This is a genomic window from Lysinibacillus sp. FJAT-14222 (genome assembly GCF_001278875.1).
GTDB classification, from domain to species: domain Bacteria; phylum Bacillota; class Bacilli; order Bacillales_A; family Planococcaceae; genus Lysinibacillus; species Lysinibacillus agricola.
This window is the reverse complement of record NZ_LIYL01000025.1, coordinates 68,792-90,757: the sequence shown is the minus strand read 5'-3', so window position 1 is coordinate 90,757 and position 21,966 is coordinate 68,792. Positions and strand designations below refer to the sequence as shown.

General features: G+C 37.0%; 21 protein-coding genes and 2 riboswitches. Of the genes, 5 read left to right on the top strand and 16 right to left on the bottom strand.

What is annotated here, in order from left to right:
- Positions 1-801 precede the first annotated feature (801 nt).
- Both AN161_RS13500 and AN161_RS13495 read right to left on the bottom strand, forming a co-directional pair.
- On the bottom strand, positions 802-2,106 hold the full coding sequence (locus AN161_RS13500) for an NCS2 family permease (RefSeq protein WP_053594881.1): 1,305 nt from the start codon (positions 2,104-2,106) through the stop codon (positions 802-804).
- Positions 2,107-2,238: 132 nt separating this feature from the next.
- A riboswitch (purine riboswitch) is annotated at positions 2,239-2,340 on the bottom strand.
- Between the two features lie 255 nt (positions 2,341-2,595).
- Positions 2,596-3,264: an MOSC domain-containing protein gene (locus tag AN161_RS13495; protein WP_053594880.1), complete on the bottom strand. Its 669-nt coding sequence runs from the start codon at positions 3,262-3,264 to the stop codon at positions 2,596-2,598.
- 379 nt (positions 3,265-3,643) lie between these two features.
- On the opposite strand from AN161_RS13495, the gene AN161_RS13490 reads away from it, so the two are divergent.
- Genes AN161_RS13490 through AN161_RS13480 form a run of 3 tightly spaced genes read left to right on the top strand, consistent with a single transcriptional unit; the run spans position 3,644 to position 5,047 of the window.
- The gene (locus AN161_RS13490) at positions 3,644-4,084 is read left to right on the top strand and encodes a LytTR family DNA-binding domain-containing protein (RefSeq protein ID WP_053594879.1); all 441 of its coding nucleotides are present in this window, start codon (positions 3,644-3,646) and stop codon (positions 4,082-4,084) included.
- A complete protein-coding gene (locus AN161_RS13485; RefSeq protein ID WP_053594878.1) occupies positions 4,081-4,497 on the top strand; it encodes a hypothetical protein in 417 nt (138 codons plus the stop codon). Before AN161_RS13490 ends, AN161_RS13485 begins: the two co-directional genes overlap by 4 nt.
- Positions 4,498-4,507: 10 nt before the next feature.
- Positions 4,508-5,047 (top strand): hypothetical protein, encoded by a 540-nt coding sequence (locus AN161_RS13480; RefSeq protein WP_053594877.1) that lies wholly within the window; start codon positions 4,508-4,510, stop codon positions 5,045-5,047.
- A gap of 222 nt (positions 5,048-5,269) precedes the next feature.
- Here AN161_RS13480 and AN161_RS30160 read toward each other — a convergent pair whose 3' ends face one another.
- The 14 genes from AN161_RS30160 to AN161_RS13415 all read right to left on the bottom strand — a co-directional run bounded on the left by AN161_RS30160 (position 5,270) and on the right by AN161_RS13415 (position 19,984).
- The gene (locus AN161_RS30160; RefSeq protein WP_053594876.1) at positions 5,270-5,419 is read right to left on the bottom strand and encodes a hypothetical protein; all 150 of its coding nucleotides are present in this window, start codon (positions 5,417-5,419) and stop codon (positions 5,270-5,272) included.
- Positions 5,420-5,820: 401 nt separating this feature from the next.
- The gene (gene guaA / locus AN161_RS13470) at positions 5,821-7,371 is read right to left on the bottom strand and encodes a glutamine-hydrolyzing GMP synthase (RefSeq protein ID WP_053594875.1); all 1,551 of its coding nucleotides are present in this window, start codon (positions 7,369-7,371) and stop codon (positions 5,821-5,823) included.
- 152 nt (positions 7,372-7,523) lie between these two features.
- A riboswitch (purine riboswitch) is annotated at positions 7,524-7,625 on the bottom strand.
- 35 nt (positions 7,626-7,660) lie between these two features.
- On the bottom strand, positions 7,661-9,844 hold the full coding sequence (locus AN161_RS13465; RefSeq protein WP_053594874.1) for a transglutaminaseTgpA domain-containing protein: 2,184 nt from the start codon (positions 9,842-9,844) through the stop codon (positions 7,661-7,663).
- On the bottom strand, positions 9,841-11,022 hold the full coding sequence (locus AN161_RS13460) for a DUF58 domain-containing protein (protein WP_053594873.1): 1,182 nt from the start codon (positions 11,020-11,022) through the stop codon (positions 9,841-9,843). Before AN161_RS13460 ends, AN161_RS13465 begins: the two co-directional genes overlap by 4 nt.
- Positions 11,019-11,963, bottom strand: a complete 945-nt coding sequence (locus AN161_RS13455) for a MoxR family ATPase (protein ID WP_053594872.1) — start codon at positions 11,961-11,963, stop codon at positions 11,019-11,021. Before AN161_RS13455 ends, AN161_RS13460 begins: the two co-directional genes overlap by 4 nt.
- Positions 11,964-12,409: 446 nt before the next feature.
- A complete protein-coding gene (locus AN161_RS13450) occupies positions 12,410-13,090 on the bottom strand; it encodes an ABC transporter ATP-binding protein (RefSeq protein WP_053594871.1) in 681 nt (226 codons plus the stop codon).
- On the bottom strand, positions 13,087-13,896 hold the full coding sequence (locus tag AN161_RS13445) for an ABC transporter permease subunit (protein ID WP_241774561.1): 810 nt from the start codon (positions 13,894-13,896) through the stop codon (positions 13,087-13,089). Before AN161_RS13445 ends, AN161_RS13450 begins: the two co-directional genes overlap by 4 nt.
- The gene (locus AN161_RS13440) at positions 13,896-14,348 is read right to left on the bottom strand and encodes a nitrous oxide reductase accessory protein NosL (protein WP_053594870.1); all 453 of its coding nucleotides are present in this window, start codon (positions 14,346-14,348) and stop codon (positions 13,896-13,898) included. Before AN161_RS13440 ends, AN161_RS13445 begins: the two co-directional genes overlap by 1 nt.
- Positions 14,345-15,616: a NosD domain-containing protein gene (locus tag AN161_RS13435; protein ID WP_241774562.1), complete on the bottom strand. Its 1,272-nt coding sequence runs from the start codon at positions 15,614-15,616 to the stop codon at positions 14,345-14,347. Before AN161_RS13435 ends, AN161_RS13440 begins: the two co-directional genes overlap by 4 nt.
- 60 nt (positions 15,617-15,676) lie before the next feature.
- Complete coding sequence (locus AN161_RS13430) at positions 15,677-16,321, bottom strand: nitrous oxide reductase accessory protein NosL (protein ID WP_053594869.1); 645 nt, start codon at positions 16,319-16,321, stop codon at positions 15,677-15,679.
- 582 nt (positions 16,322-16,903) lie between these two features.
- Positions 16,904-17,224, bottom strand: a complete 321-nt coding sequence (locus AN161_RS13425; RefSeq protein WP_053594868.1) for a hypothetical protein — start codon at positions 17,222-17,224, stop codon at positions 16,904-16,906.
- 160 nt (positions 17,225-17,384) lie between these two features.
- Entirely contained in the window at positions 17,385-17,507 is a 123-nt protein-coding gene (locus AN161_RS31040; RefSeq protein ID WP_277815943.1) for a hypothetical protein, read from the bottom strand.
- 170 nt (positions 17,508-17,677) lie between these two features.
- Positions 17,678-18,502, bottom strand: a complete 825-nt coding sequence (nadE, locus tag AN161_RS13420) for an ammonia-dependent NAD(+) synthetase (protein ID WP_053594867.1) — start codon at positions 18,500-18,502, stop codon at positions 17,678-17,680.
- A 21-nt stretch (positions 18,503-18,523) separates the two neighbouring features.
- The gene (locus AN161_RS13415; protein WP_075807241.1) at positions 18,524-19,984 is read right to left on the bottom strand and encodes a nicotinate phosphoribosyltransferase; all 1,461 of its coding nucleotides are present in this window, start codon (positions 19,982-19,984) and stop codon (positions 18,524-18,526) included.
- A gap of 312 nt (positions 19,985-20,296) precedes the next feature.
- On the opposite strand from AN161_RS13415, the gene AN161_RS13410 reads away from it, so the two are divergent.
- On the top strand, positions 20,297-20,638 hold the full coding sequence (locus AN161_RS13410) for a P-II family nitrogen regulator (RefSeq protein WP_053594866.1): 342 nt from the start codon (positions 20,297-20,299) through the stop codon (positions 20,636-20,638).
- 13 nt (positions 20,639-20,651) lie between these two features.
- A complete protein-coding gene (locus AN161_RS13405) occupies positions 20,652-21,947 on the top strand; it encodes an ammonium transporter (RefSeq protein WP_053594865.1) in 1,296 nt (431 codons plus the stop codon).
- Positions 21,948-21,966: the final 19 nt, after the last annotated feature.

The window sequence follows — 21,966 nt, the reverse complement described above, 5'->3', positions numbered from 1 at the left end:
AAACTCTCCATAAAAAGAAATTTGATTAGCTCAAATTGTTTTGCTGGCATCATGTTTGATGTCCAAAATTTTGTTTCTTCACTAACTCAAGGTTAGCTACTAAAAACTTTATTGATTACGTTTTGCTTGTTCAGTTTTCAAGGTTCATTAATTCGTCACAAATAAGTGACTTCTTATACTTTAACATAACGTCAACTCTATGTCAACTCTTTATGTTAGTATTTTTTAAGTTGTCGTTTGTTTTTCGTAACAACGTTTATAAATATATCACCTTAATATTGAGTTTGCAAGTGATTTATTAAAATAAAACTATTCTAATTAATTGAGAAGGAGTTTCTTCTATAATATATATATATATCAACTTTACTGTATAAACATAATTGCTATGTGTCTCTTAATAAACCAACTCATGTAAGACTACTACTTTAATTTAGTATTATAAATTCTTTTTTCTTGATTCCATACATTAGGTGCTCCTTTTTTCTTCGACAGAAATTAAGATTACACCATTTCTAAAATCGTTTGATAACTTCCACTACCATTAAATTCGTTTTATTATTTCTATAATTAACTAGCTTTACATTTACTAAGAACAAATGTGCTAAAGCGCTCGTTTACATCCAGCCAGCGGGATCAAAGCGACCTCGAGGATGTAGCACTTTAGCCTAGACGAAAACTATGCCCTTGGTTATTCACAACTTAAAAGTCTAGTTTCTTTAACAATAAGAAAAGCACCTGCAATTATTAGTTTCATTCCTAACAATTGAGGTGCTGATTATATTTCAGATTATGTTTTTCTAATTAGCGTACCCAGATAAAGTATGCAAGGAAGACAAAGAATAATCCGTACATCATAGGGTGAATTTCTTTTTTACGACCCGCTAAAAGCATTGTTATTGGATAGAATACAAAACCTATTGCAATACCAGTAGCAATTGAATAACCAAGAGGCATCATGATTACTGTAAAGAAAGCTGGTACTGCAATTTCGAATTTATCCCAATCGATTAAACGTAATGAAGATACCATCAGAACACCTACAATAACTAGAGCTGGTGCTGTTACCGCTGGAGTTACCACAGCGAGTAATGGTGAGAAGAATAATGCTACCAAGAATAGCATTGCCGTTACAACAGCAGAGAAACCTGAACGAGCACCTGCTGCTACACCAGAAGTTGACTCAACATAAGCTGTAGTTGTTGATGTACCAAATAAAGAACCAATTGTTGTTGCAAGAGCATCCGCCATCAATGCACGGCTTGCACGTGGTAATTTATTATCTTTTACTAATCCTGCCTGTGTCGCAACTGCCATTAAAGTACCTGCTGTATCAAAGAAATCTACAAACAAGAACGTTAAGACAACTACTAAAAATTTAACGTTTAATAATGAACCGAAATCATGGAAAATTGGATCTAAAGCTACCATAAATGTAGAGTCCACACTCGGAATTGCTGAAACAACTGCTGTAGGAGGTTCAATAACGCCTGTAATCATACCAACAATCGCTGTTACAACCATCCCTAGGAAAATACCAATACTACGTAGTTTAATAATAAGAATAATTGAAAGGACAATCCCGAATACAGCTAGTAAAGTTGCACCAGTGAATGTTCCTAAAGTCACCAATGTAGCTGGGCTAGCGACTATAATACCTGCCCCTTGTAAACCTACAAAAGTTATAAATAAACCAATACCTGCTGAAACTGCATATTTAAGTTGTACTGGAATTGCATTAATTACTGTTTCACGAATACCTGTTAACGAAAGAATGATAAAGATAACCCCTGAGAAGAAAACACCTGTTAAACCAGTCTGCCAAGGAATACCGTAAGCTCCAACAACAGTGAAGGCAAAGAATGCGTTTAAGCCCATACCAGGAGCAAGTGAAATTGGGAATTTAGCGAATATACCCATAATCAGAGAACCTACTGTTGCTGCTAATGCTGTAGCTACGAATACAGCACCTTTATCCATTCCTGCATTTTCTAACATACCAGGGTTAACAGCTAAAATGTAAGCCATGGCAAGGAATGTAGTAATACCACCTATTATTTCGCGGCGATAATTAGTTCCTAGTTCATCGAACATGAAATACTTTTTCATTTTAAAGAAATCCTCCGTATGGTCGTCTTCAATATCGAAAACAAAAAAGACACACTGACTACTCTACTAGTCGCATGTCTACGATACATTTCATCACAGTTATTGTGAGAAATTAATTAGTGTCTATACATTGGTATATATAACTAAAATCGTAGTCAAGTTATTTACGGTAACTTGGTAGAAACTCACGGGCCTTATCCCCGACATTATACGACGACATATTTAATTTACAATCGTAATATATCATTTCACTTTTCAGATTTCAACCCTATTTCCGAACATTTTTCAAAAAAGTTATACGAAAGTTCGTGTAAAATTCTTTTTTAATGTTCACATTTTAAAAAATCTTTGCATAAATAGGTTAGGACTAAACGTTTTATCGATAGTTATAAAATAAAGAACCCCCTAGAACTCATTCGAATTCTAGAGGATTTTAACTTCTTTCAGCGGGTGTACAAACATCCGACGAAAGACTTGATCGACCTATGTTTAATTCATCACTTTACTTTGTAAGTGCTGAATTCTTTTTTCTAATTTTTGTTTCCAATCTTCTGCTAATGCATCAATCGCCTGTATACGTTTCATCGCAAGTGCGTCTTTGTTTTTAAAATACACTTCGTTGCAATGCAAAACTGAAACACGTGCTGGGTGCTTTTCCACTAGTTCAATTTTTGAATCTGCATAGATTGTCCCTTCTTCCAGTACACGTGCAAGGTAGCCCGTATAACCTGTTTCAATTAAACGTTTGAGTAATATGTTCGCCTCAGTATATTTATCAATCGTACTACATGGTACACGTCCTTGGGTAATTTGGATGACAGCATCACCTATTTTATAAATATCACCAATACAAATATCCGCTTCCAACATATTCGTTACTGTTAAGTTTTCACCGAATGCTGCTGTAGGTAACGGTTTACCAAGTTCCTGTTCCCATTGTATGTAATGCTCCTCAGGATATAAACAAACGGCACGGTCAGGACCACCATGATGTTTTTTATCTGCTACATCGTCCCCCTCAAATCCACGAGCGGACAAATAAACTTCTTGTACTTTTCGTTTTTCAATCCCTGTATTCATTGAGCGCCCATTACTATAATGCAATTCTTTCGGCATACCAATAGCAAGTGTATGAATCATCGTAATATTATTTTCCATTTCCATCCCCCTAAACAACGACATAGAGTCCTATATTATAGTCATTAGTTTACTACACCTAACGCTTCGAAAGTATAATCCTTAAAGAAAGAATTTCAAGAACTGTGATATATTACGACTTAACATCCTCTACTTTCTCAACTCCTAATTCCATAAAAACATACTGTCATTTTTACTTCTCTCAACGGGTGTTTGCACATTCGTTGAAAAGTAACTTACATCCGCATTCATCTTCCCAGCTATAGAGGCGGGAGATTTCTAAGGTAAAAAGACATTTAACTGAAAGAATGTAACAAAGTCTATTTTTTTTGCAACAAAACGAAAAATCATCGTAAGTTCTGAGAAGTGTTGCTACGCTTAAAACAGAAAGGAGATCCACATGAAATTCAACTACATTTGGAAAAACAATCAATCATCTTCTGAAATTGAGATTATCAGTAATCCATCGAATAAAGAATTGCTTTCGACAATTGAACAGCATTTTTTTCAATCTATAACATTAAGCGCAACAGATTTCAAAACAAATCGTCAGGTTATGATTGAACTCAATGACATCGAGGCAATTGAAGCATCTGGTCATTTCACCAAAATCTTTTTAATAAATGGTACAGAGCTATTGCTGAATAAGATTTTAAAAGAATTATCTTACTTGGAATCTTTCGGATTGGTTAGAATCAATAATTCAATGATTTTGAATTTGAATCAAATACGCTCATTTGCTTCGGGAAGTCACGCTAGATTGGAAGTTATTACAAAACAACAAAATAAGTATATTGTCAGTAGACATTATGCAAAATCTATTAAGGAGAAATTGATATGATAAAAGACTTAAAAAACAGCTTTTTATACGTTTCATTTTTGGGGTTGATTTGGATTGTTTTTTTAATTACTATTTTTAATCTTCACGAAGAAATAGTCAACTTCCTTTACATTTGGAATTTAATTGGTATCAGCGTTCTGATGGGGATTGTTTTTGGTATAGCTTATCCATATTTGTGGAACTACTCAACATTAAAAGTAACATCTAAAATTACTATTAGTACTTTTTTAAATTTTTTCTGTGGCATAGGAAGTGTATATCTTTTTTCACTGAAAGTATTTGAAATTATCAAACCTTATTTGTTGCTAATTTTAGTGATAACGTTGATTGGTCATATCATCGGATTTTATTTTTTCTCAAAATATGAAAATAAAAAAATAGCGGATAGTTTAAATAGATCGCTAGAAAATTAAGGAGACGGAAATGAACCTCAATACTAGCTTACAAGTACTACTAAATGATATTGCTCAGAAACAAAAGAAGGGGCTTCCTTTTATAATGGCCTCCATATTTATTTGGGGAGTTATCACAGTAATCGCATTGCTGCCTTTAGATCTAATGATAAAAAATATTGGCATTTTATCTTGTGGTGCATTGCTGTTCCCTGTTTCGATTCTTTGTGCCAAAATATTAAATGTTGATTTACTTTATAAAGAAAATCCATTGATTAATGGACTATTGATTGCAACAAACAATCAAGTTTTATATTTAATTATTTGTATTCTTCTATTAATTAAAGCACCTATGTGGGTCTTACCTGTATATGCAATTATTTACGGTGCACATTTGTTACCATATTCATTCTTTTATCAATCAAAAAGTTATCGACATAGTTCAATATTTATTTGTATAGCTATTTTGATAAGTATAATTTTCTTCCATTTAAATATTATTTTTGTCCCGCTAATCGTAGAAATTGGTGTGCTTTTCTTATTTTTAATGCTAAAAAAGGAAATAAAATGAGGGGGTTATTCCCACTCAATAGTTGTAGGTGGCTTAGATGTAATATCATACAGCACACTCACTAACCATTGATACATAAGAGTTTTACGCTATTTATTAAAACAGAAAAATTCGTTCAATCTGAAATTTATGGGAATAATAAACTCTATCATCAATTTTAAAAAAGAACTTCGAATAAGAAAAACATAGGGAGATTTTAGTCTTCCTATGTTTTCATTCATATTATTTATCTGTTTGTTCTTGCTTCTTTTTCAAATACTCCGCACGTATTTTTTCAAGTTGCTGCTTTTTATCAAATTTGGCAGGCTTGTGTTTTTCATGATACTTTGTCACAGCTACCTTACCTTTGGTATCCAATTGATATTTCCCCACTTTGTTCACCTACTTTTCTTGTCCTTAAAGAGAATCTATTCAACAAATATAATATACCTTATTTTACTGAAGTAAACCTTATTAGTGTACTGCTAACCTTGCATATATCCGTAAAAACATTAAAAACTTAGTAAAATAATTCATCGCCAAATGGTAATTCATTATACTCATCTTTACGACCTTGAATTTGCTGATTCATTTTAAAATCATCAATCAAATCACTAATTTTGACCAAAATAAAAACCCCCCTTCTAGTTATTTGTTATAAATAACTAAAAGAGAGTTTAATTTTTGAAATATAAATAGTTGTACGTTAATCACAATATTAGTACTTAACAATTCAACTTAGACATTAGTATGACTGCGTTTATAACCTATTTAGATTATATTATTCGTAAGTCCTACTCCCACTCAATAGTCGCAGGTGGCTTAGATGTAATATCATACAGCACGCGGTTAACGTGTTTCACTTCGTTTACTAGGCGAACAGAGATTTTCTCTAGTACATCCCAAGGAATGCGTGCCCAGTCAGAAGTCATACCGTCGATAGATGTTACCGCACGGATGCCGATTGCATAGTCATACGTACGTGCATCGCCCATTACGCCAACTGAACGGATGTCAGGTAATACCGTGAAGTATTGCCAAATGTCGCGATCAAGACCAGCTTTTGCGATCTCTTCACGTAAGATGAAATCAGATTCGCGTACGATTTCTAGTTTTTCTTCTGTTACTTCACCAAGTACACGGATACCTAGACCAGGACCTGGGAATGGTTGACGCCAAACGATTTTTTCGTCAAGGCCAAGCTCTAATCCTAATGCGCGCACTTCGTCTTTAAATAACGTGTTAAGTGGTTCGATTAATTTGAATTGCATGTCTTCTGGAAGACCACCAACGTTATGGTGTGATTTAATAGTTTGGGCAGTTGCTGTACCAGATTCAATGATATCTGTATAAAGCGTACCTTGAGCTAGGAAATCCATTCCTTCAAGTTTAGCTGCTTCTTCATCAAATACGTAAATAAATTCGTTACCGATAATTTTACGTTTTTTCTCAGGGTCAGAAACGCCAGCAAGTTTATCCATGAATCGTTGACGTGCATCAATTTTAACAAGATTCATGTCGAAGTCTTCAGTGAATGTTTTCATAACTTGCTCAACTTCACCTTTACGGTTTAAGTTGTGGTCTACGAACATACAAGTTAGTTGGTCACCAATTGCTTTATGAATTAGAACAGCAACAACTGATGAGTCTACACCACCAGAAAGGGCACATAAAACTTTTTTGTCGCCCACTGTCTCACGAATTTTCGCGATTTCAAGCTCAATGAAGTTAGCCATTGACCAATCGCCTTTTGCTTCACAAATGTCGAACACGAACTGACGTAATAAGTCGTTACCGTATACAGAGTGACGTACTTCTGGGTGGAATTGAACTGCATATAGTTTACGTTCTACATTTGCCATTGCAGAGATAGGGCAAGCAGCACTTGTTGCGATTACCTCAAATCCAGCAGGCACTTCTGTTACATGGTCACCATGGCTCATCCATACGATTTGTTCAGTTGGTAACTCACCGAATAGTTTGTTTGAAGCTGTTACTTGGATCTCAGCTTTACCATATTCGCGTGTTTCAGCACCTTCAACCTTACCGCCCTGTGTATGTGCCATTAATTGCATACCATAGCAAATACCTAGGATTGGTAAGCCTAATTCGAAAATAGCTGGATCTACATGGAAGGCATTTTCATCATAAACAGAGTTTGGACCACCTGAAAAAATAATACCTGCTGCGTTCATATTTTTAATTTCTTCCGCTGTAATCGTATGTGGATGCAACTCACTGAATACACCAAATTCACGGATACGACGCGTAATCAATTGGTTAAATTGGCTACCGAAGTCAAGAACGACGATTTTTTCTTGCTCTAATAAAGGGCTAGCTGACAATATTTCCACCTCTTCTACTATTTTTAAAGGAACTTTTCATATGTTCAAAGAAAAACGCGTATGAAAGTAAAAACTTCCTACGCGTTCATAAGCTCTTGATTTATAAAGGCGAATGCGTAGCAAAGAAAAGTGATTTACTAACCTTCTCACCTAACCAAAACATTCACCTTCATAGAGAAATCTTTTACGGTGATTTCGTAGAAACATCCGAACCTTATTATCGAACTTATATGAAAGCAATCCTAATTATATATAATTTTTTTCATTTTACTCTTTGTACCCATCAAAATCAACTGATAGTGCGATTGATTAAATATTCCCAACTTTCTTTCAGTTTTACAAAGTCAACCTGTTGTTTATCCTTACCATAAATATGTTGTTCATATACAGCGGTCAGTTTTTGCATCTCTTCTGTCTCCAACGATGCATCAACTCGGTCAGCAAATGCTCGTAATGTCTCACCATCTTTTCGACGTAATCCAATACGAGATAATTGCTTCGTTAAAACATGGTAAGAAGCATCAAAATTTGTCCAGTCCGCTTCCTTTTTACGATATGCACGCACTTGCATTTTAGGTATCCATGTTTTACGTTGCAGAAACAGAGTAATTGCAGCGATGATCATCAAAATGACTAGAGCAATCCATACATAAGTAAGTTTTTTCACCCATTTCCATACAGCATCTAAACTAAACGTTGAGCTGGATGTTTCTTTCTTCGGTGCTTGCTCTTCCTTCTTTTGTTGCTCTTGTTTTTTTTCTGGCTGCAGTACTTGCTCTTGCTGTGGAGTGTCTTGCTCTATATCATAATCGATATTCACATTTCCTGAAAAGCCAATCGTTGGTTCAAACTCCATCCAGCCTGTTCCAGGTACATATGCTTCCACCCACGAGTGTGCATTATCATTCGTAATTTGATACTCACGTAAACCATCTGACATTGGACCAGGATTACCAGGTGCAAAGCCTTTTACCCAGCGTGCAGGTATCCCCGCCGAACGTAGTAGCACGACCATTGATGTTGAGAAATTATCACAATAGCCACCTTTGGTATCGAATAAAAACTGATCAACATAATCTTGATCCTCAGCCGGGATTGCTACTGCTGTTTTATCGTATCTAAAGCCATGAGTTGAAAAATATGTTTCAACCGCTTTTATTTGATCATATATAGAGGTTTTATCCTGAGTAATATCTTTTGCCAAATCCCCTACACGCTGTGGAAGGTTGTTTGGCAATTGTAAAAAACGATTAAAGGATGAATCTAATGTTTCTAGCATGGACGGGTCAGACATTTGGAGCTGCTCCATGCTATATACTGGCTCACTATAAGATATCGTATAGTTAGATAGTAATTTTGACTCGCCGTTTTGTTGCTCTATTGCTATTTTTTCATTGCGTTCATCCTGAATAAACAGGGGCGAATCTTGGGCAGAAACAGATAGCATGCCATACGTTTGCAATAAAAATGGCATTGGTGCAGCAATGTCCAATTGAATTTGACGTTCATTTTCAGGAGACCCAGCTTGTAACGAAGTTAGGATAGGCGTATCGATTTGATAAATATTTTTTCCAAAGTTCCCCTCTGAGAGAATCCAGCCCTTCGTTGTATAAGTGTCCTTTGTATCTATCCGCCAATAATGACGGTCACGGGAAGTTGCTGTGAAAATTAGTGTATTATCACCTTGAAACGGCCCCCCTAATTGGCTATCATCCTCGCTGTATCCAACTGTTTTTTTACCTGTTCCAAAGTCCCCTTGCCCTGCAACCCCTTGAATAAAAGGCACTGGATCAGCCCAAGTCGGACCTGTCTTAGGTAAAAAGAATGCCACTACACTTACAAGCATTACCGAAACAATCATTGGTATAACCAGTTTCCACTTTCCTATTACATTACTTGGCGCATCTGCTTGAAGCCATAAGCGTTTGACGAAAAGCAAGCCTGTCATTATTAATCCAAGCACAGTAACTTTAACAATTGCCACTTTTCCATCATAGTCACTAAACGTATCTAATGTAGCAATAAAGAATACGGTTAACGCAAAGAAATAGAATATATTTTTTCGCACTGTTATCCAGTGATGAATTAGGTAGATTAACATCCAAATAAGCACAAGGAATAGCACCGTTCTAAACGCATCCGTAACTTGTCCAAAATCGCCCGAAAGAATGGTTGTCATATTCCATTTCCATTCATTCATTAAAAATGGTAATGTCTGTCCAGATAAAAAAGGATTTTCACTATAAACAAACACTATAAACCAAGTAATATAGCCAAATTTCACTAATCCTGACAATAATGGATGCACTTGAAATAGGCTAAGTACTAGTGATAGACCGATAAACACTAAAAATAAATGAAACAATCCTGTATTTGTTAGCTCCATTACAGGAATAAGCCATTCACGTAAAATTAGAAAAATAATTACGTATGCTATTGCTAATTCTATAAAATTTCCTAGTGATTTTTTCACGGCTTCATCACCTCCGTGAACAGATGGTAATAATCTGTTGGATTTACATGTACAACTTGAATATGCTTATAACGCTTTGCTAGCTCTGTTTGCATAGGTGGCTGCTCCGCTACTACAAAACAAATACAGCCTTTCACCATACTGGCAAGAGTATGAAGTAATTCATCTGATACTTCACTCGTAACATACAGTAGTGTTGCAACATGCTTAAAGACTTGCTGATCTCGTAATTGGAATTTGACAGTTTCCGTAGGTTTTATAGCAGCTAAATGATGCATTACTTGATCTAGCTGCCTATTACCTTGAATAATCGGAAACACCTTCGTTTTGGCACCCGCTGAAACAAATGAAATATCCCCACGCTCTTTGACAATTGTTTGTAACATCGAAGCGACAAGCTCAATTTTCCCCTCAAATAAAGGAGACTTTTCAGCATGGAGTACCAACATTAACTCTTGTGATTGACGATCTTCAAATTCCTTAGATTGCAATGTCTGCGTTTTCGCAAATGACTTCCAGTGAATCCAAGAAAAACGGTCACCTGGAACATACTCACGTAAGCCAACAGCCATTGATGTATCCTTAACAATTGAATAAGGCGACATCATTGTACCAACATCAAATTTTGTTTGAAGTGCGGCATACTTCATCTCTCTTACTCTCGGATAAATTAAAATGACTTGTTCCTTTTCTGCCGCAACTCGTTTTTTTGCCCAGCCAAAAAAATCACAGAAAACAATATTAACACCTAAGTAACGATGCTCGCCACGGGGCATATTTTCCAGCATGTAATTCCAGCTAAATTTTTTCCTGAAGCCTACGAACTTAATGGCATTCGTTCCTTGCACTTTCGATTGAACAAGGGCTTCGCTGTTCACAAGCTCCTCCATCATCATATAAACAAACGGAAAACGTGATTTTCGTTCCACCGTAATTGTAACCTTAGCAGATTGTCCACTCTCAACACGAGAGGGCTCAATTTTGCGTTCCACAAGTAAAATATCTTCTTTCACTAGTAAGAAAATAAATGCATACAACAAAAACGGACTCACTGTAAAAAATACAAACCAGCTAACAAACCCTCCTTGGAACATGGCATAGCAAAACGTTATGATTATTAACGAAGATACTAATAAGAAATGTTTACTTTTCTCTATAAAAGCTCGCCATTTCTTCATTGCTCCGCAAACCTCTTTGTTGGGACAGGTGTATTCGCAATAATACGTTCAATAATTTCCTCTGCTGCCACGTTATCATAACGCGCATCTGGTTTTAATACTAAACGATGGCTAAAGACAAATGGTACTAAATATTGGACATCATCAGGCGTAACATAACTACGCCCTTTTATAAACGCATAAGCTTGTGAGGCTTTCATTAAAGCAATTGTCGCTCGAGGACTTACCCCTAAATGGACATAGTTATTTTCCCGTGTTTGAGTCGCTAGCTCAACCATATAATTTTTAACAGAATCTTCAACATACACACCCTGTACAAGCTCCTGTAATTCAATTAATTGCGCAACTGTTAGCACAGCTTCAATTTTCTCAATCGGCTTACCATGTTCAGCTCGACGTAGAATCTCCACTTCTTGCCCTCTTGTAGGATAGCCCATTTTTATTTTTAATAAGAAACGATCGAGTTGTGCTTCTGGTAACGGATATGTGCCTTCATGCTCAATTGGATTTTGAGTGGCCATTACAAAAAACGGTTGATTAATTGTCAGGGTTTTACCATCAATTGTAACGGAAGCTTCCTCCATTCCCTCCAGCAAAGCAGACTGTGTTTTCGGAGATGTACGGTTAATTTCATCCGCTAAAATTACATCTCCCATGATCGGACCAGGTCGAAATTCGAATTCTAGCGTCTTCGGATTATAAATAGATACTCCTACAACATCTGAGGGCAATAAATCAGGTGTAAATTGAATCCTTTTGAACTGTGCATCACACGATTTTGCTAGTGCCCGCACCATCATTGTTTTACCGACACCTGGCACGTCCTCAAGCAAGACATGTCCCCTTGCCAACATGGCAACTATGCTAAGCTCTGCAACCTCTCTTTTGCCTATCATTACTTTTTCTATATTCTCTAATACATTTTGTATTTGTGAATTCATAAATCAAAAAACCTCCTATTTCATCCAACAATTGTTTGAATTGCATGATAACTTACTTTAAGCATAACGAAATCTGCTTTGTAACACAATTATATGAAACCCTATTGCTTTATCCCTACAGTTTGAGCAAATTGCAATTATTTAGCGGGAAAAGTAATCAAACATGTTGATTAACTATATTTTACCATCACACCGAAGATGAAGGCTGCAGGCGAGAGTCTATCACCCTCCGCTACAATCAGTTAAAATGGACATACATTAGCAAAATATCAACAAAAAACCCTTTTATCACTCAATAATAAACCTATATTTTCCTAATCAACACGCTTGTCCCTAATCAGCGAGTCTGAAAAGTAATAATACTTCAGCAGAAAAGAAGGCTTGTCTGAACTTCTCGTTCAAACAAGCCCATCTTCTAGTATATAACGTCATTACCTATCAAAATGTTACAAATTTAATTTTTTTAACCATAAATTCTCTAAAGAAGTTGAATTTTCTTGTAAAAGTATTTCCTTTAAGTCACCCGAAATAAGTATTTCCCCTTCATGTAAAACTAGTACATCGTCCGCTACTTCCTCCGCAAAAGCAAGCAAATGTGTGGAAAATATTACAGTACAACCCCTTGCTTTTTCCTCTAGCATCATTTTTTTCAGCTCTGCAATCCAAAACGGATCAAGACCATTAGTCGGCTCATCTAAAATAAGCAAGGAGCCATCGCCAAGTAAGCTTTGAGCGAGATTAAGCCGTTGACGCATTCCCTTTGAGAATTGCTTCACTCTTTGCTTTCGAACATCCCATAAAGCAACGCGTCTCAGTACATCTTCCTGTTCGCTTTTACCAATTTGCTTTAAAGAAGCTAGTAGCTGCAAAATTTCTGTTGCTGTTAACATAGAAGGAAAATCCACATCATCAGGCATGTATCGAATAGCTTGTGGTTTATGCCATATTATTTCTCCCGATTTTTGTTTTTCCTGCCCAGTTAGCAAGCGAATTAAAGTACTCTTTCCAGCACCATTTCCTCCTACAAGTGCTAAAATACGCCCTGCCCGCAAAGAAAAGGAGGCTTCTTGAAGACCTCTATTATTATCATAGATATTCGATAACTTCTTTGTTTCTAATAGCATCATCTTCTATCCCCTTTCTTCAAAAGCATACTAGCGTAAGCTAATGGACATGTTATCCAAAGTAATGTCACCGCCACGTACACTGCGTAGCCTAGTGGTGACGAATAAAACTGCGTTACTTTATAAAATGCTGGTCCAAGTACGCTAGCCTGATCTGTAAAAATGAAGTAGCCAAAGCGTAGCCACTCCACAGGATTAATGTGTATCGCCAAAACTGTCAGCTTTTGTAGAACGTGCCCCGCCACGACGGTTCCAATAGCCATTAAAGCGTAAGAAATAAGCAATAAAAAAATTGACCAAAAAACAAGTGATAACGACAATGAAAATAATCTTGTTTTCGCAAATGCTCCAACTGCAATGGCCAATGACACAAAAATGAATATACATAGCAGTGTTAGGATAATGAAAATAAACGGTAAACGTACTCCACCTAAAAATCCACCAAGTGCTAATATAGCTCCAAACGCCACTGCAACGACCAATAAAAAGGCCAGTACGGATGCAATATACTTTCCTGCAATATACTGCGTACGTGTCATCGGATATGTCTTTAATAAAGAAAACCAACCTGATTCCACGTCACCAGCTACACTCATACTTCCGATTGTTAATATAAACAGTGGTAATAAAAACAGCAATACATTTAAAAACGAGGCTGTTTGTCGTGTAAAGCCCTCTACATCTGGTAGTGCCATTTGCTGAATGACAATGATAGCTGTAAAAACGAATGTGAAAAGTATACCGACCAATTGCATCCAACGACTTCTAAGCATTTGCTTCAATTCAAGTTTGATAAGCATACTATACATTACTTATGGATCCCCCATTTAAAATCATGTAAATCTGTATAAGCAAGTAGCTGACCTTCCCCCTCAGAAACCATCCACTCCTGTGCCGCTTCCTTCGTATCGAATGCAACTACCCCATAATTCATCGGCGTCCAATAATCCTTGTTGTACACATATACAGCTTTAATAACGTCAATCCATTCATTTTTTGCTGCATCTTTAATATAGGCTGCTCCAACCTCATCTTCTCCATTTGCTTCAATATATTCCATAAGACAGCCAATATCATCAAAAATTTCATAATCACCATTCTTCAATGCAATCTGACCAGCATATTCATTGTGAACTATACTCATATTGCATATTTTACAAACATCAGTTTCACTAACTATTTCACGTGGCTCATATGTTTTTTCACTACAGCCCATCAGCACAGCACAACATAACATTACAATCATTATCCATTTCTTCATTCTGTTATTCCTCTTTTCCATAGCCATAAACTACTTAATGTCAAGAATAGACCTACTAGCATTTGCACCATATTCACCTTGTTCTTTTCCTTCGTATCTTTCATTACCAACCTCGGAGTATTATCAATGAGCATATTCTTTTCAGTTTTATTAATTTGCTGATCAAGTGATGTCAGTAAAATGACACTCGGAGATGCCACGAAATATTGGTAAACAGGCTGACGTACCATCCATTGACCAAAGCTTGACACAGCCACATACGGGATATCGCCGAAACCATTGTCTTTTAAATCAATCCCCGAATAATCATCATAATAGTTACTTACTAGTTGAAAGCCTTGCTTATCGGAGCGTGCCGTTAATATATTACCTGTAAAGTTATTACTACTAGCCGTCGTGTCGCCATTTACTTTTGTGCCCTCAAGTGCTGTTTGATTCATCTGAAAATCATTTGTTTCAATTTGGATATTTGAACTTTTCTGCAAAGCTACACCAGTTCGATTATTCTTGATGGTGTTAAGCTTAATTTTTGCTTGCTGTACATCATACAGCAGCATACCGTAGCCATTAAAATCAAAATGATTAGCTACTGTATTATTTTCAAGGAGAATGTCTGTTGTCATCATAATCATAAGGCCAGTAACATTATGAAGATATGTATTAAAAAGTGCTTCAGCATCACTCGTATACATAAAATGCGTACCGTAACGGCTGCTCGTCACCTTATTTCGTTGAACAACGACACGCGTTACCTCCTCTACATAAATTCCATCCTGCACTCGCTCAATCGTATTACCTTCGATAGTGATGTCCTCACTCTTAAAAACAGCCACCCCATTACCTTTTTGGGAATAATGCGCCTCACTACCAGCCACATTAACTTCATGTATACGCACATTTTTGGAGCGTTGTATATGAACGCCTGTATGAACATCTTTAATTTGTAATTTACGTAGCTCAAGTCCATCTACATCACTAGCAACAATAGCTTTGTTTTTTCCTGATAATGTTATATTTTCTACAGTGACTTTGGCAGTATTTTCAATTCGAAGTGCCGGCTTGTCTCTTTCACCAATAAGTTCAGTTCCCTCTTCACCTTGTAACGTTATCGGTTTTGTCACAATAAAATTACCTTGGTAACGACCAGCAGGAATATGAACGATCTCACCAGGCCTCGCTGCATCAATTGCAGCCTGCATATCAAAATCGGCATATACTGTCTGGCTCATGAACAGAAAAAACAATAAGGCAAACCCTATTTTTTTCACCAATCCTTACCTCCCAGTTCAGCACGAAAAGACTAGAGGAATTCCCCCTAGTCCATTCGACTAATGACTATGACCTTGACTATCCTGATTCATCTCTTCCATATGCATAGAATCAGATTCACCATTGGCTTCTTTTTCAGCTTTTTCTTGCATTTTCTTTTTACGACGCTCTAATGCTTCATCTTTAATTTTTTGTAATTCCTCTACATGTGCATTTGGATTATCAGCTATATATTTGTCTGCATCGGCTTTATTGATGAAATAAATATATCCCCAGTTCATTGGAGACTTTAGGTCTGTTTTGACGATTGTCACATCATCAACCTTCGTCCAATCCTTCGTAATATAATCACGCACAAATTTTTCATTCTTTTCCTCATTTGCAACCTCAGCATTTACTAAACAGCCTATGTCATCATAAAAAGCAATTGTTCCATCCTCTTTTATTGCTTGGGTAGAGAATTCACCCATCTCTTCGTCCTTCATATATACTTTCATATTACACATTTCACACACTGTATCTTCTTTTGGCTCTTGTAAACGTGGATCAACTAAAGAAGCGACTTGCACAGATTTATCCTTTACTTCTGCTTCATTTGCCGCAACATCTTGCTTCGATTCTTCATCCTTAACTTGCTCTTTTTCTGTACCACAAGCCGCGAGTAAAAGTAATACTGCTAGTACAGGTAACCATAATTTTTTCACAACTGCTTCCCCCAATTTCTTTTTTTCTGTTTCTATTACATACTTTACAGGTAAGTTGTGAAATAAGTTAAAAATAGCTGTGAAGTATTGGAAAAATTACCTTGAATATTCATTGAACATCTCGACTTCAAATATTTTGAATAAAAAATATATGCGTGTTGATTAACCATTTTTATCCATTATGATTAATTAGAAGGCTCTGATTTCCGCTACGGGCTACTCGCTTTCCTGCGAGCGAGCGTCGAGCCGCTTCGCTCCAATGTCTCATCTGTGACGCTGATCCCCAAGGAGTCACCCTGTTGGAATGAAGATCACCCACTTCGCCAAGGCATGTATCTTCTAGCATGTCATTCTATTTATAGTGATAAAGCGAAACTTCAGCAACAAATGGTTTTGTCTGTGCGAAAACAAAGCGATAGCACAAATGTTTTCTTGATCTACAGGAAAGCGAGTAACTTGGAACAGAAATTATCTTCATTTAAAGTCCACAACATTCTTAAAGATTTCATTGACACCATTTTGTTTTTCAACATAAAAAAACTCTCTACACCCAGAATGATGTAGAGAGTTCGATATATGATGTTATATAGAAGAGCGGTAACTATTGAGAAGCTTCTTTTGCTTACTGACAAGACTTAGTTTAACGGCAGTTTCATTTAATTCATTGCGTATTTCTAAATCGTATGCACTGTCCAAATAACTTGCCTCTATGTTATTGGGACGTTGCTGCTGAAATTGTCCAGTGTTACTCATATGCTTTTTATCTTTATTTTTTTGCATACTATTTTTAAATTGTTGTTTCGGATTTTGTCCGAAATTGTGGCTTAAATCTCCCGCATGTAGATACTGTTGTTCGTTTCGAAATATACTACTAGTCGTTGCACTCACTCTAGAAGTCCTCATAAATAATTACCCTCCTTTACTTTTTATCAACTATATAGGTATTTATATCGACATTATATGCTAGGATTTAATAACGTAGAACCAAATTACATAAAAATAAGAGAAAAGAGCTATCTTCAAAAGTGTTTATCACTTTTTCTTATAACTCTTTTCTCAAATATTACTCATCATCATAACGTGGGGTTGATTTCCGTTCCGACTGGCGCTTTGTTGTTGCTGTCGCTTCGCTTTCGCACAGATAATACATTGTTGCTGTCGCTTCGCTTTCGCACAGATAAAACATTGCCGATGTTGGTCACGAAGGCGTTATCACAGGACGTGATGGTTTTAGCCTTCGTTCCTCTATTGCTGATCCCGGAGGAGTCGCCCAGCCGTAACGAAGATCAACTTATATATATGGCATACGTTTTAACAAATCATCCCCAACTATCGATAATGAGACTCATATATACATTACTTCCAAAAATCATCAAATATTGTAATTGGCATGTGACGTTTATGCTGAGAACGTAAATAGTGTCCTTCTAACGTTTTACGAGCTCCGTCAGGGATTTCCTTCCCTTCTAAATAATCATCAATTTGGTCATATGTTACACCAAGGGCTGCTTCGTCTGGTAATGAAGGTCGATTTTCCTCTAAGTCCGCAGTTGGTATCTTTAAATATAAATGCTCCGGGCAATCAAGTGCAGCTAATAACTGCTTACCCTGGTGCTTATTAAGACGGAAGATTGGCATTAAATCTGCACCACCATCCCCAAACTTCGTGTAAAAACCTGTAATTGCCTCGGCAGCATGATCTGTCCCTAGCACAACAGCATTATTCATAGCAGCAATAGAATACTGCACCTTCATTCGTTCACGTGCCTTTTCATTACCTTTTACAAAATCACTTACCTTAATACCTGCATTTACTAATGCTTGAATACTAGCATCGACGGCATCTTTTATGTTTACCGTATAAGTTTTTGTAGGTTTTATATAGTCAATCGCATCCTGACAGTCCTTTTCATCAGCTTGCACACCATATGGTAAGCGAACAGCCCAAAATGAATACTTCGCTTCGCCCACCTCAGCATTTAACTCGTCAACCGCGAGCTGCGCTAGCTTACCAGTTAATGTGGAGTCTTGTCCACCTGATATCCCAAGAACAAATCCTTTTACAAAGCTATAATGACGCGCATATTCCTTTAAAAAATCAATGGATTTGCGAATTTCCTCTTGTACATCAATAGTCGGTAATACACGTAATTCCTTAATGATTTCTTGCTGTAATGTCATTTTGCCTTCACTCCTTACGTTTTACAATCGATTGACCATTTCACGTACTTCTTCAATATTGCGCATTTTATTATTCCAGCATTTTTGACTTAAATCGACTGGGTATTCTTCAGGATTCATGGCACGTTTATATTCATCCCATAACAACTCTAAATTATCAGCTGCATAGTCGCGCATTTCTTCCAAAGTCGGATTTTGATAATTAATTTCACCATTTTTAATCACAAGCTGCTGTAAATTCTTTGCTTCAAAGTTCGTTACAAATTTTGATACGAATGTATGAACAGGGTGGAACATTTTAATGCGCTCCTCTGATTGAGGATTTTCATCTTGCATCGTAATGTAATCTCCCTCTGCCTTACCATTCTTTCTATCAATAATGCGATATACATTTTTTAGACCTGGCGTCGATACCTTTTCGGCATTCGCAGAAATTTTAATCGTATCTTCTAAATGCCCTTCATTATTTTCAATAGCGACCATTTTATAAACAGCGCCTAAAGCTGGTTGGTCGTAAGCTGTAATAAGCTTTGTGCCTATTCCCCACACATCAACTTTTGCACCTTGAGCCTTTAAGTTTAAGATCGTATATTCATCTAAGTCATTCGATACGATAATTTTAGCATTCTTAAAACCCGCTTCATCTAACATGCGACGAGCTTCTTTTGACAAGAAAGCTATATCTCCACTATCTAAACGAATTCCAATAAAATTAATTTTGTCACCAAGCTCCTTCGCCACTTTAATGGCTGTTGGCACACCTGATTTTAACGTATTGTAAGTATCCACAAGAAATACACAATCGCGATGACGTTTCGCATAGGCATGAAACGCATCATAATCATTTTTATAGGCTTGAACAAGTGCATGTGCATGAGTACCTGATACCGGTATATTAAAGAGTTTACCTGCACGAACATTACTAGTTGAAGCAAACCCACCTATAAATGCTGCACGCGTTCCCCAAATTGCTGCATCCATCTCTTGAGCACGTCGCGTACCGAACTCCATCGCCGCTTCATTTTTTATAATTTGTTTAATACGACTAGCCTTTGTTGCAATTAAGGTTTGGTAGTTCACAATGTTAAGTAATGCGGTTTCAATTAGCTGCGCCTCTACTAACGGTGCTTCAATACGGACAATTGGTTCATTAGCGAAAACAAGCTCTCCTTCCACCATAGAATACATATCCCCAGTAAATCGAATATTTTTTAAATACTCGATAAAATCCTCTTTATACCCAACCTCTTCACGCAAATACGCAATGTCCGAATCACTGAAACGAAAATCACGTAAATATTCAAGCATTCTCTCTAAGCCCGCAAAAATAGCATAACCATTGCCAAAAGGTAATTTTCTAAAATATAATTCGAAAACTGCTTTTCTATTATGTATACCATCCGCCCAATACGATTCTGCCATATTGATTTGGTACAAGTCTGTGTGTAGCGCTAAGCTATCATCTGCATAGTTTGATCTCACAAGAAACCCCTTCTTCCGCTTTGATAATTAGTCCTAGTATACACTATATACCCAAATTCTTGCGTATTACATCCTTCTACTTTAATGTTAGATTTCCTCACATGAATAATCAGAAAATTTAGAACCGCACACAAATTAGACACATTTTTTAGTACCGCTTTCATTCCCCTTATAAAAACCTTTTCAGCAAACTATTACGAATTCCGTAATATACTATGTAACAAAACATAACATAGATATTCAAAAAACAATTGCACTGTTTTTCATACCGCTTTAACATGTAAATTAAACTTACACAAGGAGCTGGTATTGATGAAAAAATTAGAAGCAATCATTCGTCCCGAAGTTTTCGGCGCCGTCAGGGACGGTCTTGCTCAAGAAGGAATTGCAGGGCTCAGTGTTTCTGAAATTGCTGGCTGCGGTCGCCAATTAGGACGTACAGGGTTATTTCGCGGAAATACCTATGAAATTGAATTTTTACCTAAGTTGAAATTAGAAATGATTGTTGATGACGAAAAAGTAGATCCTATCGTGAAAGTTTTATTACGTGATGCAGCAACCGGTAAGGTTGGAGACGGTAAAATCTTTATTTACCCGGTAGAACAAGCAATTCGTATCCGCACAAAAGAAGTCGGATCGATTGCAGTAGAATAAGGGGGCGATATATATGGATGAAATAATATTATCTGTAAATTTAGTTTGGGTGATGCTCGGTACTATTTTAGTATTCTTTATGCATGCAGGGTTTGCGATGGTCGAAGCTGGCTTTACGCGTTCAAAAAACGCAGTCAATATTATAATGAAAAACTTCCTTACTATTTCACTTGGCGGTATTGTCTATTTTCTATGTGGTTACGCTATTATGTTTGGTGATACAGCTGGCGGCATCTTCGGTACAAGTGGCTTTGCCTTACATGGTGTAGATGATCTTTCCTTCTTTATTTTCCAAACAATGTTTGCAGCAACTGGCGCAACGATTTTATCTGGAGCAGTGGCAGAACGTACTAATATTTTTGCTTACGTCGGCGTTATTATTCTCATGTCGCTTCTCGTTTATCCCGTTGTTGGCCATTGGGTCTGGAGTGGTCAAGGTTGGTTAACAGATCTTGGTTTTATCGACTTCGCTGGATCTACCGTTGTTCACTTAACAGGTGCTATAGCGGCATTTGTAGCAGCGGTAATGGTTGGTCCACGTCTTGGTAAATATGAAAATGGTCATGTTAACGTTATTACAGGACATAGTATTCCATTAGGAGCTTTAGGGGTATTTTTACTTTGGTTTGGCTGGTTTGGCTTCAACGGGGCTTCTACATTAGCGGCTGATCCTGAACTTGTTCCTAGTGTAATTGCAAATACATTTTTCGCAGCTGCTGCTGGGGTTGTGGCTACTGCCTTTTATACGAAGTTTCGATATGGTCATATCGATGGCTCACTTACATTAAACGGTGCTTTAGCAGGGCTCGTAGGTATTACCGCTGGTGCTGCTAATGTTAGTATTGTCGGTTCAATGATGATTGGATTAATTGCTGCTCCATTATTGGTCGAGGGCGTCCGCTTCATTGAATGGAAATTAAAAGTCGATGATCCTGTTGGCGCGATTGCTGTTCATGGTATTTGTGGTGTTTGGGGTACTCTTGCAGTCGGCTTGTTCGATATTGGTGGTCAAGGATTATTTTATGGAGGAGGCTTCAGTCTATTAGGCGTGCAAGCCATTGGGGTTATTGCTACAATTGCCTGGGTTAGCGTTTCAGTAGCAGCTGGTTTGTTTATTATAAAAGCAATTGTGCCATTACGTGTTTCTGCTGAAGAAGAAGTCGCCGGCTTAGATGTCATCGAACATGGTGCTCCAGCTTATGAATTTCAAGATATTTTCAAAGGCTCTGCCGTACGAGGAGAAACATTTGCTCATCGTTTAACTCACTTCGGTAAAGCACATAACAATGTTCACGAAGAACATGTCTAGTGTCGATTTTCCTTCAAAA

What these genes read in the sequence shown, in the direction of transcription:
- AN161_RS13405 (WP_053594865.1), top strand. Translation starts at nt 20,652, where the DNA reads ATGGATGAAATAATATTATCTGTAAATTTAGTTTGGGTGATGCTCGGT.
- AN161_RS13480 (WP_053594877.1), top strand. Translation starts at nt 4,508, where the DNA reads ATGAACCTCAATACTAGCTTACAAGTACTACTAAATGATATTGCTCAG.
- AN161_RS13485 (WP_053594878.1), top strand. Translation starts at nt 4,081, where the DNA reads ATGATAAAAGACTTAAAAAACAGCTTTTTATACGTTTCATTTTTGGGG.
- AN161_RS13455 (WP_053594872.1), bottom strand. Translation starts at nt 11,963, where the DNA reads ATGAATTCACAAATACAAAATGTATTAGAGAATATAGAAAAAGTAATG.
- AN161_RS13450 (WP_053594871.1), bottom strand. Translation starts at nt 13,090, where the DNA reads ATGATGCTATTAGAAACAAAGAAGTTATCGAATATCTATGATAATAAT.
- AN161_RS13440 (WP_053594870.1), bottom strand. Translation starts at nt 14,348, where the DNA reads ATGAAGAAATGGATAATGATTGTAATGTTATGTTGTGCTGTGCTGATG.
- AN161_RS13410 (WP_053594866.1), top strand. Translation starts at nt 20,297, where the DNA reads ATGAAAAAATTAGAAGCAATCATTCGTCCCGAAGTTTTCGGCGCCGTC.
- AN161_RS13495 (WP_053594880.1), bottom strand. Translation starts at nt 3,264, where the DNA reads ATGGAAAATAATATTACGATGATTCATACACTTGCTATTGGTATGCCG.
- AN161_RS13500 (WP_053594881.1), bottom strand. Translation starts at nt 2,106, where the DNA reads ATGAAAAAGTATTTCATGTTCGATGAACTAGGAACTAATTATCGCCGC.
- AN161_RS13425 (WP_053594868.1), bottom strand. Translation starts at nt 17,224, where the DNA reads ATGAGGACTTCTAGAGTGAGTGCAACGACTAGTAGTATATTTCGAAAC.
- nadE (WP_053594867.1), bottom strand. Translation starts at nt 18,502, where the DNA reads ATGACATTACAGCAAGAAATCATTAAGGAATTACGTGTATTACCGACT.
- AN161_RS31040 (WP_277815943.1), bottom strand. Translation starts at nt 17,507, where the DNA reads ATGTTTTATCTGTGCGAAAGCGAAGCGACAGCAACAATGTATTATCTG.
- AN161_RS13490 (WP_053594879.1), top strand. Translation starts at nt 3,644, where the DNA reads ATGAAATTCAACTACATTTGGAAAAACAATCAATCATCTTCTGAAATT.
- AN161_RS13460 (WP_053594873.1), bottom strand. Translation starts at nt 11,022, where the DNA reads ATGAAGAAATGGCGAGCTTTTATAGAGAAAAGTAAACATTTCTTATTA.
- AN161_RS13445 (WP_241774561.1), bottom strand. Translation starts at nt 13,896, where the DNA reads ATGTATAGTATGCTTATCAAACTTGAATTGAAGCAAATGCTTAGAAGT.